Here is a 14978-nt window from a genome sequence, read left to right as displayed (position 1 = left end):
TCCATAAAAGAAATTTGATTAGCTCAAATTGTTTTGCTGGCATCATGTTTGATGTCCAAAATTTTGTTTCGTTCACTAACTCAAGGTTAGCTACTGAAAACTTTATTGATTACGTTTTGCTTGTTCAGTTTTCAAGGTTCATAATGTCGTTTCTAAGCGACAACTTCTACATCATACTATACAAAAGTATGAATGTCAATAAGTTTTTTGGAGCGGGTGATGAGAATCGAACTCACGACATCAGCTTGGAAGGCTGAGGTTTTACCATTAAACTACACCCGCGATATGAATGATATTTATTTAAAATGGCGCGCCCGACAGGAGTCGAACCCATAACCTTCTGATCCGTAGTCAGACGCTCTATCCAATTGAGCTACGGGCGCATATATATTTGATAAATTGACTTGGTGCGGCCGAGAGGACTTGAACCTCCACGGGGTTGCCCCCACTAGGCCCTCAACCTAGCGCGTCTGCCGTTCCGCCACGACCGCATTCAATCAGTAACTTTCTCATTATACTACGATAACCAGAAAAGTCAACTTTCTTTCTTAAAGAGATGAGCCATGAAGGACTCGAACCTTCGACCCTCTGATTAAAAGTCAGATGCTCTACCAACTGAGCTAATGGCTCGTATTAAGAAATGAATGGCTGGGGTACTAGGATTCGAACCTAGGCATGACGGAATCAAAATCCGTTGCCTTACCGCTTGGCTATACCCCAATAAGTGGCGGTCCCGACCGGGATCGAACCGGCGATCTCCTGCGTGACAGGCAGGCATGTTAACCGCTACACCACGGGACCAACGTTACTATATTTTCATGAATTAAAATAATGAAATGACCCCTACGGGATTCGAACCCGTGTTACCGCCGTGAAAGGGCGGTGTCTTAACCACTTGACCAAGGGGCCATGGCTCCGAAGGCAGGACTCGAACCTGCGACAACCTGATTAACAGTCAGGTGCTACTACCAACTGAGCTACTTCGGAATAATTCACATGTTTTGTCGTCGTTATCTTGTCGACTTTTACTATTATAGGGACATCTGTAGTAAACGTCAACCCTTTTTTATTATTTTTTTCATTCCATTAGTTTTAAACGTCCTAAACACTTGCTACAGCAGTATTTCTCCACATTCATTCTAATTTTTCTTACATATGATTGTTGGCATTTTACGCATGTATATGTATACAGTCGACGTTGTTTTTTGGAAGCTGTCTTAGGCATTTGTAATACTGCACAAAAACGAGGAGCATTCACTTTTCCTAATAACTCACGAAAATCTTTGTCTCGATGCTGATACCCTTTGCCTTCCAAATGTAAATGATAATGACATAATTCGTGTCGAACTATCCCTTCTACTTCACTAATACCATACAATTCATAGGCTTTTGGGTTAACTTCAATATTGTGCGAATGTAAAAGATAACGTCCACCTGTTGAACGTAACCTTGAATTAAAATATGCTCGATGCATAAACGGCTTCTGGAAACTATCTAATGATATTCGACTAACAAGATATTGAAGTTCCTCGTTATTCATATCTATATCACCTCTAACAACAAGAATACCACACTGTACAGTATAGACAGTGTGGTAAATTTTATCCCGCTTTAACGGGCAGTAATTTATCTGTATCGAAATAAAGCAATGAGTAGTAAAGGCTAGAAGTTAAGTGGGAGACTAACTGCCCGTAATAGCCTGATGGTGAATACTAATAATCAACAAGGCTCAAGAGAATCCCCGGTAATTAAAGTTTCACTTAATTACGCTTCGATAGTTTGATCTTTAGGAGGCAGCATCGTTAATGATATGCGCCCTTTATTGACATCTATTTGTTCTACCCAAACCGTCACAATATCACCGAGTGCAACAACCTCTAATGGATGTTTAATACGTCTTTTTTGTAATTTAGAAATATGCACAAGCCCGTCCTGCTTCACTCCAATGTCTACAAATGCTCCGAAATCAACGACATTTCTCACTGTACCTTGTAATTCCATCCCAACTTGTAAATCTTCCATTTTCAATACATCTGTTTTCAGTAAAGGCTGAGGGAATGCATCACGTGGATCGCGACTTGGTTTCATTAATGTATCCACAATATCCTTAATTGTGATTACTCCAACATCTAAAATGCCACTTAATTTTTCTTGATCTAGTTTTGCAATGGCTTCCTCGGCCTTTTGCGTCCCTAGCTCTTTTTTATCAATTTGTACAACCTCTAAAATCTGCTCTGCTACACTATAACTTTCAGGGTGAATGCCCGTAGCATCGAATGCATTCTTGGCTCCTGGCACACGTAAGAAACCTATTGCTTGTTCATACGTTTTGGCACCAAGTCGTGGAATTTTCTTTAGTTGAGCACGAGTAGTAAATTGTCCATTTTCCTCTCGCACCTTCACGATATTCTCCGCAACCGTTTTAGATAATCCAGAAACGTATTGTAGTAGTGAAGCTGAGGCTGTATTAACATCAACACCAACTTGGTTTACAGCCGTCTCTACTATAAATGTTAAGGACTCATTCAATTTCTTTTGAGAGACATCATGCTGATATTGACCTACCCCAACTGCTTTTGGCTCAATTTTCACTAATTCCGACAGCGGATCTTGCAAGCGGCGTGCAATAGAAACGGCACTACGCTGTTCTACCTGTAAATCCGGAAACTCTGTACGGGCAACTTCGGATGCTGAATAAACAGAAGCTCCTGCTTCATTGACGATCACATAGGCAATATCTGTTTCAAGTTCATTCAATACATCCACTATAAATTGTTCTGTTTCGCGTGAGGCAGTACCATTACCAATAGCGATTATAGTAATTGGGTATTTCGCTAAAATCTCTTTCACAATTGCTTTCGATTTTGCTACATCTGGTTTTGGCGGATGTGGATAAACGGCTGTAACCTCAAGCATTTTCCCAGTTTCATCTACAACAGCTAGCTTACAGCCTGTACGGTACGCTGGATCAACTCCCAATACATACTTCCCTTTCATTGGAGGCTGTAATAAAAGATTACGTAAGTTCTCAGAGAAAATATGAATAGCCTGCATCTCTGCTTTTTCTGTTAATTCATTTCGTAACTCTCGTTCTATAGAAGGCTGAATTAGACGCTTGTACGAATCCTCAATCGCTAGCTTTACTTCAGCAATTGCTGGAGAGGAACCTGTAGCCGGAATCCACTCCTTCCACATAATCATCAATACTCGATCTATCGGTACTTGAATTGCTACTTTTAAGATTTCTTCTTTCTCACCACGATTTACAGCTAAAATACGGTGTGGGACAATACGATTTACAGGTTCTTCATATTCATAATACATTTCAAACACGTTTTTTTCGTCTGCATCTGCATCCCTCACACTTGTAGCAAGTACTCCATCTTTCCATGAATACGTACGAATTTTTTCACGGATTGCCGCGTCATCGGCAAAGCGCTCTGCCAAAATATCTCGCGCCCCAGCTAATGCATCCTCTACATTAGCAACTTTTTCCTCATCTACGAAGGCCATCGCTAATTTCTCTAAAGCATCATTACGATACTCTAATAGAAGATCCGCAAGAGGTTCTAATCCTTTCTCTTTCGCTATTGTCGCCTTTGTTCGGCGTTTTTGTTTATACGGTCGATATAAATCCTCTACACGTTGTAAAACAGTTGCTGCTTGAATCGCTTGTTCTAATTCAGGTGTTAGTTTATCTTGTTCCTGAATTAATCGTATAACCTCTTCTTTGCGTTGCTCAAGCTGCTGTATGTAATGATAACGATCCTCCACAGCTTTAATCTGCACTTCATCAAGGGACCCAGTAGCTTCTTTTCGATAACGTGCAATGAATGGCACGGTATTTCCTTCTTCTAATAATTTAATAACAGCCTCAGCTTGACTCGGCTTAACAGCTACATCCTTTGCAATGAGCTGTAACATTTGCTTTTGTTCCACATCATCACTACCTTTTTTCTTTTCATTTTACCATTACACTTCACTAAAAATGCAAAAATAGTCTACTCTAACGGAAGAGTAGACTATTTTTTCAATACGAAGAGACTGTTTTCGCTAACACTTCCTACTAAGCTCATGCTATTGCTTGTATTTGTGACAATAACAGCAAAGCCCCTCTCGCTATAAATTTTTAAAGCGAGACACCATCTCTTACTAAGATAGCTTCTTGTAATTTTTTTATTGCCTTCCTTTGTATTCTAGATACATGCATTTGAGAAACCCCTAATCGTTCTCCAACTTCTTTTTGAGTGAGTTGCTCTAAATATGTAAGCTGAATGATTTGCCTTTCTCTCTCATCTAAAATACTCATTGCTTCAGAAACAATCATTCTTTTATTAGTCATTTCATAGCCGTCATCTTCTTTACCCATAATATCAAATAACGTTACTGTACTACCGTCAGCATCCGATTCTATTGAATGATCCATAGAAAGAGCATGGTAACTACGGCTCATCTCCATAGCCTCTAACACTTCTTCTTCTTCTACTTCTAATTGATCCGCAATTTCCTTAATAGACGGAGAACGTTGCAACTCAACTGTTAACGCTTCAACTGTTGTTTTAATTCGTGGTCCTAATTCTTTTATCCGCCTTGGCACATGAACATCCCAAGTCTTATCGCGTAAAAAGCGTTTAATTTCTCCAACAATCGTTGGAACAGCAAATGCTTCAAAACTTCGACCAACATCAGGATTAAAACGTCGTATTGCACCTAGCAACCCCAGCGTACCTACTTGAGTAATATCATCATAACTAGATTTACCATTCGAATATTTACGTGCAATGGACTCTACTAAATATCGATAATGAATCACTAAATTTGTCTGAGCATCATCATCTTCCGTTGATTGGTACAGCGCAATCCACCTTAGTATATCTTCCTTAGACGAAGATTTAGGTAGTGATTCTTTCGACATTTTTCTCCACCTGCTCTCTAGCGACATACTTAGTCATGAAAACAGTTACGCCACCATCGTTATTTATCATCACCTCATCCATCAAAGTTTCCATTAAATAAAGCCCTAAACCACCTTCGCGAAGACCTGCAATACTCTCTTCAGGATGATACGGACCAATTTTCGATTTTATCTCCTCAAAATTAAAACTATTACCGTAATCTGCAATCATCATTTCTAGTTTATTTTCATACAAAGCGCATCCAATGACGATTTCTCCCTCTTCTTCGTCCTTATATGCATGATGTACAACATTTGTTACCGCTTCACTTGCAGCAATTTTTAAATCTTCAATATCATCGTAATTAAATCCAACTCGACTAGCTAAGCCAGAAACCGTCAATCGAATCACACTGACAAATTGCGGTTTTGCAGGAACCCTTATCTCAATATAATCAAATTCCTTCATTTTCTTAATTCCACCTTTTTATCAGTTTCAATATCCATTAAATCGCTTAAACCAGTAATTTCAAACAACCTTTGTAATCTATTCGATAAACCAACTAATTTAACTTTCCCATTTTCGCGTAGTGTTCTTTTGTAAAAGGCTACAAAGATACCCAGCCCTGTACTATCCATATAATTAACTTTTGATAAATTAAGTACTATTTCTAATCCCTCAGTAATTTTCACTGCCTCTAATTCTTCCCTGAGTCCTGAAGCAGTAAAAGTATCTATTTCACCCTCTACAAATCCGTATAGTTTATTATCAAGTTCTTTAAAGTGTATCGCCATGTCCATACAGCACACCTCCACCAATTTGTTAGACTAATTTTCTATTCCCGTAATTATTAAAAGTCAAACCTAAAAAACTAATTTTTTATAATTGCAATTGTAAAATCATCTGTTAGTTTAAAATCCTGTATTTTTTCAATTTGCTTATAAAGAAGATTACATAATTCTTGGGCTGACAAGTATTTATTTTCAAATACTAATGATGTAATGACCTCTCGTGCATTCAATTCATCCTGCAATCTGAATTCAGTAACACCATCCGTCATCATGATTACGATGTCGTTTTCTTCCAAAGTAATTTCGTTATAAGAATACTTCGTTTCTGGCAACACACCTAATAATAATCCCGTTGATTCTAAAGGGATAAATTGATCACGCATAGCACTGTAATGAAGAGCTGGCTCGTGACCTGCAGAAGCATAAGAAAAAGTGCTTTTTCGCATATCCAAACAACCGTAGAACATAGACACAAACATACTGTCGTCTACACTCTTTTCAATTACTCGATTAATGACCTCTAATACATATGAAGGATCTCTATATGCATAATCCAATGCTTCTAAACCATATTTTACCATAGACATACATAATGCTGCTGGAACACCTTTACCTACCACATCTGTCACGGCTACACTCAAATAATCATCTCGATTATATAAAAAATGGACATAATCCCCATTCATTTTCCGGATTGGAATAGATATCATTCCTATATCGATATTTATAAGTTGTGGTACCTCTGTTTTAAGTAATGTACTCTGGATACTTGTAGCAATTTTCATTTCTATCTCATACTCAGCTTGTTTTTGTAATAAGCTTTGGTGCTCCCTATGAGCCATTCCATAATGCACCATCACTTCGATAAGAAAATCATATGCAAGCTGTTCTTCACTCATTCTACGTGGAAATAGCTTTTCAACTGCGTTTTTATGAATACTTACAACATCCTCTAGAGAAATATTATTTTGGATTAACTGACGAGTGAAATTTTGAGCAATATACAAATTCTTTTCAGTTTGATCAGTCATATAATCTGACAAAATCTTTTTATATTGAGATTCTAATCGATCCAACAACTCCACATCCTAACACAGCCATTTTTCAGCTCTTATCGTTGTCCCTTCACCAATAACCGAATGAATATTCATACTATCCATCAATCGATTAACGCCTGGTAAACCTGCACCTAGCCCCCCAGAAGTAGAGTAACCATCCTCCATCACTTTCCGAACATCCTCTATTCCTGGTCCTTGATCAGTTGCAATAACAATTATTTTTTTCTCTGTGTCTGACTCAAATTTTTCAATTTCAATGACACCTATCCTTGCATATAAATATATATTTCTAGCTAGTTCGCTTATAGCTGTGGTGATTCGAGCCTGATCAACAGTGTCAAATCCAAGCGCTTTTGCTTCGTCACGCCCCAGTTGTCTTGCTGCTACTATATCCCACTCAGTAATAATCTCAACCGAAGACTTAATTGTCACTGCTGTCCCCCCAGTTCCTTTCGGAGTTATACTCTTACACTTTTTTTGACCCACTTGGCTGAATACTTATTTTAATTATATTAAAGATTTTACCTCAGCGAAATGGTTGCTGTCGCTAAGTTTGTATTTCACAGAAAAAATTTTATTGCTGTCGCTTCCGCTTTCGCACAGAAAAACACTTGTTGCTGAATGAAGTTGAAATTCTATATATATTTTCTTAAACCTCTCAATACTTTTTTCAAAAATCGATGCTAATTTTAGATCTTGAATATACCTCACTCAAATCTATGGGCACCATTTTTGAAAAGCGATATCAATAAGTATTTTGGGGGAACAATACAAAAAAGCATCGAGATGAAAACATCTCGATGCCGCTATACACATATGTATATCAAAATTTAACAAGCCCTAAACTAATCATCAATGCACCATCAACTTTCTCCATCAACGCATGGTCAAGTTGTGTAATACGATCTGTCAATCTTGACTTATCAATCGTCCGCACTTGCTCGAGCAGAATAACCGAGTCACGTTCAAAACCATACTTTTCAGCATTAATTTCGACGTGCGTCGGTAATTTTGCTTTCTGAATCTGTGCAGTAATAGCTGCGATGATGACAGTCGGACTAAATCGATTTCCAATATCATTTTGAATAATCAGCACCGGCCTAGTGCCCCCTTGTTCGGACCCAACTACCGGCGATAAATCTGCAAAAAAAACGTCACCACGTTTTACATTCAAAGTGTCATCCCCCGCTAACGAGACGCTCCACTGTATGTTGTGCTTCATATTCTGCGTGCAAGCATTCACTTGCAATACTCAGATTTATATGAGACATTTCAACATATCCTTTCATCATAGCTTCCCGTATTTGATTTGGTTGCTCCTGCATTAAAACTTTGCGCGACAAAATACGCGCAAAAGATTCACTCTCAATTACTTCCTTTGTTTGTAGAAACAGTCTATCCTGAACAGCAATTGTAGCTTCTCTTAACTTTTTCTCGTACACAGCAAGCACCTCCAACGGAACCATCCACTTTTCATTACTACCCATTCTACCATTGAAAGATATCGTTGAAAAGACACGAAATGACAAAATATCTGACAATTTAAAGTCCAAGTTGTAAAAATATGTAGGTTGTCGAAGGAATATGCCGACTTATTTACCTTGCAATATGTCACAAATTATGAATGGCTCATCTACTCGGTAATTTAACATATTGATTAGTAAGTAGTTATTCACTAAGTTGTTTAGTTGCTCTGATAAAGTATTCATTTGTCCTAAAATCAATTAAGCCTCGGCATAATTGATTCCGATTTCAGCTTAGAGTTAAATGTAAAATCTAGGAACCCTCGCTGTAATAATGCATGGTACTTCATAATTAATGGTTTCAAGCTTCGCTGCCCATTCATTCATTGAAATAACATCCTGTCCTTGATGACCAATGAGTGTTACTTTCTCACCTATAGCATATGCTTTTGGCAAGGTAACCATACATTGGTCCATACAAATTCGTCCGACAATCTGCATTCTTTGACCATCAATTAGTACTTCTTGTCCGCCTAATTTACGAATCACTCCGTCAGCATAGCCTATTGGGATCGTTCCAATCCACATATCCGATGGGGCCGTAAAAGTAGCGCCATAGCCTACTGAATCACCTGCTTGTAACTGTTTTACATGAACAAGCTCACTCTCAAGTGAAAACGCTGGCTGTAACGAAAATGGTAAAATACCTTCTACATAAGGCGATGGTGATAATCCATACATTGAAATACCATATCTGACAGCATCAAATTGTAAATGTGTATCTTTCACTAAGGATGTAGCTGTATTTGATGCATGAACAAGTCTAGGCTTTTCAGGCAATACTGAGACACATCTCTTAAAAAATTGCACTTGTCTATCGAAGTAAGAGGCATCTTCTTCATCTGCAGTCGCAAAATGTGTGAATATCCCATCAAGCTCTACATTTATTGTATTCATTATTGTTTGATATAGTTCCAATAATTCTTGTTCTGAACGAACGCCAATTCTGCCCATTCCACTATCTACTTTTATATGTAGTCGTAAAGGATTTACTTCATTAGCTATGAACGGAGCAGCTTGCTGTACCCATTCACTAGCAAACGCCGTAAGAATTATGCGCTGCTTGGCAGCGTATGGCACAAACGAAATTGGAGAGGCACCTAATAATAGTATGTCCGGTTCTTCAAAATGCGCTCGAATATGTAATGCTTCATCGGGCGTTGCCACAGCAAGTATTGTTGCCCCTGCCTCGAGTGCCGCTTTTGCAACGGCTATATCTCCATGACCGTATGCATTTGCTTTTACGACAGCTATAATTTGAACATTAGGTTGAAGTAGCTTTTTCAAATTTTTTACGTTTTGTTGAATTGCTTGTAAGTCTACAATTGCTTTGGTTGGTCTAAAATACTGCTGTATCTCCATAAGAATACCCTCTTTATATTTTATTAAAACAATATGTATTGATTAAATCACTTTCGCTCTACAGTTTTACCATAAGTTATTCTATTTTAGACTAATTTTCTACATAACTTTTATCATATATGACTTAACACTTTCTAAACAGTGTTAATATTCATCAAAACTGCACTATTTTTCTTAATAAGCTACAGCTTTCCATTTAGAAAGCTGTAGCTAGAGTAATTATTTCATACTACCTATCGTCATAGAAGTGGCAACTTGCACCATTTCTTCACGAGTCAATTTACTAGATGCTACAAAGAATTCGACGCCATCCTTTTCCCAGCTAATAGATGTATCTGTAATAGCTCCAATTGTAAAGCCTAAATCTACAGGATCACCAGGCGATGATACTGGCAACATTGCAGTCTGTTTCGTAACTGGTTGTTGCATAACTGTAAATGGCTTGTCACCGTCGAATGTTAAGATAACACGTTCCATGCCACCCTCTTGCATGACTTTCTCATCCACCATCTTCGTATTGCCTAAACTTACAACAGGGTAATGTGTTTGGAACTTTGTATTTTCGGCTTCTGCACTTACTGCTTGTTCCCCATCATTTCCATCCGGATTATTATTGCTCTCTTTATCGCCTTTATCCTTTTCTTCCTTGTTATCTTTTTCTGGCGATGTAGCGTTTTCCCCTTTTGGTTCATCTTTTTCTGTAAATTGCTCAACCGCATACTCTTTAGCCGCATGCTGAACACCTAATTTAATATTTTTAAATGTGATACGAATTTGCTCTTCTTTTACATCATTCATAATTACTACAGAAGTTGGAAGCATTGTTTTCTTATCGACTGTTATAACTTGATGAGGCATACTATTTTTATAGCTATTTCTAGTAGCCGCTTCAAATATATATGCTTTGTCCTCTTCTTTCATGACTAAATTTTTATCTTGAGCTAAATCTTCTGCTAGTGCACCTATTAAATAGGCTTGACTATTTTTCTTTGGCCAATCACTTTGGAATTTATACATTTTGTTTAATGTAGGTGTAACAACAAAAACGCCATCTGCATTTCGCACTATCATTTGTGAAACGTCTTTCCCACTTTCTACAACTTCCACTCGATAGAAATCAGGTTTCGTATGCCAAACAGTTACATCATATTTTTTTGGATCCCCACCAGATTTAATCTCCATCGTCGCATTTAACTCATAACCATTGGTCTCTGCCCATTTCCCATTAACTTTCTTCAACACTTTTTCCTGTGAGTCTGTACCACATGCCGATAGAAGTAATATCGTACAAAGTAAGACGAGCCATTTAACTATTCGGTTGCCCACGCTTTCACCCTTTCCTTCTTTCAAATCCACTACGACAATATATGAACCGTATTTGTCAGTTATGTCATTTGAACATGGGCAATATATTTATCTTCACTCAGAAATTTATTTGCTTTTTAATAGCTATCACCACAGAATGGTTGATTTCTGCTCCGACTAGGCGCTTTCCTAGGGCGTCAGTCGGGACGGAAATCAACTTATAGTTTTAATAAATGTCTTCCGCAACTTTTAATAATGAGCCCTTTTACTTTATATGGTGAAAGCTTGTTTTACATTTTTTATTGTAATAATATTACTTGTGCTGCTGCGTATTGTTTTGAGTGGGTTATGCTTACAAATCCATTTACAAGCTCTCCTTTAAAATATAAAACAGGATTACCAGCTTCCCCTCTTAAAACTTCAACATCATGAAGCTTACATTCTTCACCAATACCAGTTCCTAACGCCTTCGAAAATGCTTCTTTTACAGCAAATCGCCCGGCCAAAAATTCTATTCTACGAGTTTCTGTATGTGCATCAAACAAAACTCTTTCCCTTTCAGATAAAATGCGGTCTTTAAATTTATTTGTTCTCCCCATTGCTTTAATAATGCGGTCAATTTCTACAATATCGAGACCAATTCCTTTAATCATTTGAACTTCTCCTTTTCCTATTTCTAAAAAGCCATGTATAATGATTGTAAATTGAGGTGGAGTTATGTTTAGTAGAACAGAAAATTTCAAGCAATATACAAAGTATTATCCTATTGTTTCAACATTAATAGCGGTTAATTTAATTATTTATGTAATAACTATTTTACCTGAAATAGGTGACTATGTATTGAATTACGGAGTCCAAGTGAACTTCCTTGTTCAAACAGGTGAATGGTGGCGTGTTTTTACTGCAATGTTTTTACATGCTGGTTTTTTGCACGTTTTCTTTAATATGTTTTCACTGTATTTATTCGGACCAGAGCTTGAAAAAATTGCAGGTAAGGCGCGTTTTATTACAATCTATTTATTGTCCGGTATTGTAGGCGATATGGCAACCTATCTACTATATGATAGTAGCTATGCAAGTCTCGGTGCAAGTGGAGCTGTTTTTGGAATATTTGGTGCCTTCGGAGCACTTGTCTACTACACACGCCGTACAATGCCGATGCTTCGAAAACTTATTTTACCAATCATTGTGATAAGTGTTATTATGACTTTTTTACAGTCGAATGTGAATGTCTATGCTCACTTGGGCGGTTTAGTAACAGGGTTCCTTCTTGGACTCATCTACTTACATCCAAGAAGAATTTTAAGCTGGCGTAAACAAAAGATGGCGGGTAAGTAATAGTTTCAAAGTGGAGCCATTCTCTGATGATAAGCTTTCATCGAGGATTGCTCCTTTTATTTTTACGCTAGCGTTATATTCATTTTTTTCAATTTATCCCCAAACAAAAACCGTATTAATGCTTGTCCATTTATGTTGCTAAATTCCCTTGATGATAGCCACTCCCGCAAGCTTCCCAATAGCCCCCGTTTGTAGGCCATTATTATTCACGTTTTGTTGCATCGTAGCTACATCCTCTACTTTTTCTATTACTCCCCCTTTTGTTTGATTAATTTTATTATAAACAGAACATTTGGATATTTATAGGTAAAAAAGGAACATCATCATAATTTGTCGTTAATTTCCATTTCGACTATGCACTTCTCTAAGAGCATCCGCTAAGCCGCTTGGATTAATACAATGCTTTTTGTGCGAAAGCGTAGTGTAAACGTAGTAGCACGATGTTTGTCACTCATTCATATACTGTTATTCTAATAGGTATTTGGACATCACCTTCAGAGGTAGGAATCTTCTACCGATAAGGACATCCGTTTTAATAAATGATTTATAAAAAAGGCTAATCCCACATTAATTGTGAGGACTAGCCATATTCTCGCATTCAATGTTCGTACCAAGATACTATAGTTTCAGCATCTTGCTGCTCTAAGTTTCGCACATTCCCTGTCATACCAGTCATGCCCGACATGACCGTTGCTTTTACAGACATAACATTCTTTCTTTTTTGGAAATACGTTTGAGTAGTCCCAATAGATTGAATGCGTTTTTTCTCCATAAAAAATGTAATACGACTGAACACACGATATTGCATAGTTAGTTGCTTTCCATCTATCCTATAAGCAGCTGTTTTATGTTGCCAAATCCCAATTAATATAGATAATGGAATTAACAATAGCGAAAGTAACCCGTACGGATAAAAGTAATAGCTACATGCGCCAATTATAGGTACAAGCCAAATGAAATCAATTCGGTAAAAAAAAGGACGAGCTCGATTTGGCGAATGAATAAACTCTGGTCGCCAATTTACATCCGGAAAAATCTGCTCTAACGTTCCCAAACAATCCTGCTTCTTAATAAGCGGGAACAGCGCAATTTTTTTATCATTTCCCTCTCCACCATTTCCCCCTGCACTCTCAACAACAACTGTTGCAAAGCCAAATAATTGACGCAACGGATTTTCTACAATACGAATCGCCTGAATTCGATTTAACGGTAAAGTAACTCGTTTTTTCTCCAGTAGCCCTTTTGTAATAATAAGCTTTTCATCTTCAGTTCGAACTGTATATTCATAATAATTGATCAATGTAATAATAAATGACACAAACCATGCCACAATTAGGCTGAATATCACTGTTAATACAACTATAAATACGCCAATTTTAGCAAAGTCCGCTAACTCGTCAAAGATTTTCTCATATGGGATTATATCTGAAAGCTGAGAGATAATTGCTGCTAGCCCAGACAGAACAACCCCAATTCCGCCCGAAGTTATGGCCAATATAAGTAAATCACGTATCGACATATGATAAATCGTCGGCGCTAATACTTCCTCGGTTTGCGACTGTTCATCACTCATCTGTTCATTGGTTTTGTTCTTCGTGCGACGCATTTCCAGCTCTATTGCATCCGCCGCAGCCTTTCGTATAGCCGTTAACTCTACCTCAGGCTTTCGATCCTTACTTCCCGCAGTTTCAACTTGAACCTTTACTAAGCCAAATATCCGATGAAAAATACCCTCATTGTAATTTAAGCTTTGAATCCGTTCGAATGGGATATAGCGTTTCTTTTTAACGAACAAGCCGTATTTTACACGCAATTCTCCATCTTCAAACCAATATACAAAGGTACGCCATTTAACAATGCCACTAACTAGCGCAAGTATAGCCCCTACTCCCCATATACCGAATAAGAAAGCAGTTCGCCAAAAATTATCACTATGGAAATTAAACGAGAAGTGAAAACCATTCGTTATAATAATAACAACTAACGGGAAAATCATACTTTTTAATGCTTTTGCACTTGAAATAACAGCCGATACTGGGTGTAATCGATTAACTTCCTTAGACATCATCTTCTGCCACCCTTGCTAATTCCGAAATACGTGCACGAAGTCCATCCGCCTCTTCCATTACAAGGGCAGGAATTGTATGTACAGTTGCCGCCGTTGATATTGAAATATTACCTAAACCATATTTTTTTAATATCGGTCCTTGCGTTGTATCAACATGTTGTACACGCACCATTGGGATAAGCGTACGTTTAACAACGAATAAACCATGTTGCACTTCAATCTCACTTTCACGCACCTCATAGCGCCAGCGTTCCCATCTTACTTTTGGAAATATATAAGCAGATAGAATAGCACTCAGTATAACTACAACAACTGCAATGAAATAAATAAATGATGGCCATTCAAAATAATAAGTGCCATAGCATACTAAAGCCGCTATAATCAAAAGAATTATCGTTTGCAATACACCATATAAACGCCACACTGTTAACCCTTTCCTAGAAATCTTATGAATTGGTTCTGATCTCAAAATCGATCCCTCTCTTTCCTAATATATGTATACGTAACTAATTATCTTTTTGTTTCAAAGTTTTATCATTTTGCCTTGACGTTATCGTGCTGTCACTTCGTATTTCAATAGGGTTTGGACATCCGCTGAAAGAAGATAAAAAAACCTTACAGCCACTTTGGCTGTAAGG

At 37.6% G+C, this 14978-nt stretch carries 15 protein-coding genes and 8 tRNA genes; 1 reads left to right on the top strand and 22 read right to left on the bottom strand.

Translation table 11 applies throughout. The features are described 5' to 3' along the window. Positions 1 to 208: 208 nt before the first annotated feature. The 20 genes from B1B04_RS16735 to acpS form a co-directional block, all read right to left on the bottom strand. A tRNA-Gly gene (locus B1B04_RS16735) sits at positions 209 to 282 on the bottom strand. A gap of 24 nt (positions 283 to 306) precedes the next feature. Beyond that, positions 307 to 383 (bottom strand) — tRNA-Arg (locus tag B1B04_RS16730). 22 nt (positions 384 to 405) lie between these two features. Then, positions 406 to 491 (bottom strand) — tRNA-Leu (locus B1B04_RS16725). Positions 492 to 557: 66 nt separating this feature from the next. Next, positions 558 to 630 (bottom strand) — tRNA-Lys (locus B1B04_RS16720). Positions 631 to 645: 15 nt separating this feature from the next. Then, positions 646 to 720, bottom strand: a tRNA-Gln gene (locus tag B1B04_RS16715). Between the two features lie 5 nt (positions 721 to 725). After that, positions 726 to 801, bottom strand: a tRNA-Asp gene (locus B1B04_RS16710). A gap of 36 nt (positions 802 to 837) precedes the next feature. After that, a tRNA-Glu gene (locus tag B1B04_RS16705) sits at positions 838 to 909 on the bottom strand. A 1-nt stretch (position 910) separates the two neighbouring features. Continuing rightward, positions 911 to 987, bottom strand: a tRNA-Asn gene (locus B1B04_RS16700). A gap of 91 nt (positions 988 to 1078) precedes the next feature. Next, positions 1079 to 1540 (bottom strand): SprT family protein, encoded by a 462-nt coding sequence (locus tag B1B04_RS16695; RefSeq protein ID WP_079562548.1) that lies wholly within the window; start codon positions 1538 to 1540, stop codon positions 1079 to 1081. 224 nt (positions 1541 to 1764) lie between these two features. Next, positions 1765 to 3939: a Tex family protein gene (locus tag B1B04_RS16690; protein WP_079562547.1), complete on the bottom strand. Its 2175-nt coding sequence runs from the start codon at positions 3937 to 3939 to the stop codon at positions 1765 to 1767. Between the two features lie 190 nt (positions 3940 to 4129). Next, complete coding sequence (gene sigB / locus B1B04_RS16685) at positions 4130 to 4915, bottom strand: RNA polymerase sigma factor SigB (RefSeq protein WP_079562546.1); 786 nt, start codon at positions 4913 to 4915, stop codon at positions 4130 to 4132. Beyond that, positions 4893 to 5363 (bottom strand): anti-sigma B factor RsbW, encoded by a 471-nt coding sequence (rsbW, locus tag B1B04_RS16680; protein ID WP_079562545.1) that lies wholly within the window; start codon positions 5361 to 5363, stop codon positions 4893 to 4895. Before rsbW ends, sigB begins: the two co-directional genes overlap by 23 nt. Further along, positions 5360 to 5695, bottom strand: coding sequence for an STAS domain-containing protein (locus B1B04_RS16675; protein WP_079562544.1), 336 nt, complete (start codon positions 5693 to 5695; stop codon positions 5360 to 5362). Before B1B04_RS16675 ends, rsbW begins: the two co-directional genes overlap by 4 nt. A gap of 71 nt (positions 5696 to 5766) precedes the next feature. Beyond that, on the bottom strand, positions 5767 to 6762 hold the full coding sequence (locus B1B04_RS16670; RefSeq protein ID WP_094075111.1) for a PP2C family protein-serine/threonine phosphatase: 996 nt from the start codon (positions 6760 to 6762) through the stop codon (positions 5767 to 5769). 12 nt (positions 6763 to 6774) lie between these two features. Further along, complete coding sequence (locus B1B04_RS16665; protein WP_079562542.1) at positions 6775 to 7176, bottom strand: anti-sigma regulatory factor; 402 nt, start codon at positions 7174 to 7176, stop codon at positions 6775 to 6777. 391 nt (positions 7177 to 7567) lie between these two features. Continuing rightward, positions 7568 to 7918 (bottom strand): type II toxin-antitoxin system PemK/MazF family toxin, encoded by a 351-nt coding sequence (locus tag B1B04_RS16660; RefSeq protein ID WP_049663446.1) that lies wholly within the window; start codon positions 7916 to 7918, stop codon positions 7568 to 7570. Positions 7919 to 7922: 4 nt separating this feature from the next. Then, entirely contained in the window at positions 7923 to 8186 is a 264-nt protein-coding gene (locus B1B04_RS16655) for a hypothetical protein (protein WP_049663444.1), read from the bottom strand. 321 nt (positions 8187 to 8507) lie between these two features. After that, positions 8508 to 9629 carry an alanine racemase gene (gene alr / locus B1B04_RS16650; RefSeq protein WP_079562541.1) on the bottom strand — a complete coding sequence of 374 codons (1122 nt, stop codon included), beginning with the start codon at positions 9627 to 9629 and terminating at the stop codon, positions 8508 to 8510. Between the two features lie 219 nt (positions 9630 to 9848). Next, positions 9849 to 10955: a LolA family protein gene (locus B1B04_RS16645; RefSeq protein ID WP_079562540.1), complete on the bottom strand. Its 1107-nt coding sequence runs from the start codon at positions 10953 to 10955 to the stop codon at positions 9849 to 9851. Positions 10956 to 11233: 278 nt separating this feature from the next. Next, positions 11234 to 11587, bottom strand: coding sequence for a holo-ACP synthase (acpS, locus tag B1B04_RS16640; RefSeq protein ID WP_079562539.1), 354 nt, complete (start codon positions 11585 to 11587; stop codon positions 11234 to 11236). Positions 11588 to 11651: 64 nt separating this feature from the next. Between acpS and B1B04_RS16635 the strand changes: the two genes are divergently transcribed. Next, positions 11652 to 12272: a rhomboid family intramembrane serine protease gene (locus B1B04_RS16635; protein ID WP_079562538.1), complete on the top strand. Its 621-nt coding sequence runs from the start codon at positions 11652 to 11654 to the stop codon at positions 12270 to 12272. A 598-nt stretch (positions 12273 to 12870) separates the two neighbouring features. On the opposite strand, the gene B1B04_RS16630 is transcribed toward B1B04_RS16635, so the two are convergent. Together B1B04_RS16630 and B1B04_RS16625 are read right to left on the bottom strand one after the other, a co-directional pair. Further along, positions 12871 to 14337, bottom strand: a complete 1467-nt coding sequence (locus B1B04_RS16630) for a PH domain-containing protein (protein ID WP_079562537.1) — start codon at positions 14335 to 14337, stop codon at positions 12871 to 12873. Further along, positions 14330 to 14809 (bottom strand): PH domain-containing protein, encoded by a 480-nt coding sequence (locus B1B04_RS16625; RefSeq protein WP_079562536.1) that lies wholly within the window; start codon positions 14807 to 14809, stop codon positions 14330 to 14332. Before B1B04_RS16625 ends, B1B04_RS16630 begins: the two co-directional genes overlap by 8 nt. Positions 14810 to 14978: the final 169 nt, after the last annotated feature.

The sequence above is a fragment of the Lysinibacillus sp. KCTC 33748 genome (genome assembly GCF_002237755.1).
Taxonomy (GTDB): domain Bacteria; phylum Bacillota; class Bacilli; order Bacillales_A; family Planococcaceae; genus Lysinibacillus.
The sequence above is the reverse complement of the archived record's forward strand: the minus strand, read 5'-3'. Positions and strand labels throughout refer to the sequence as shown.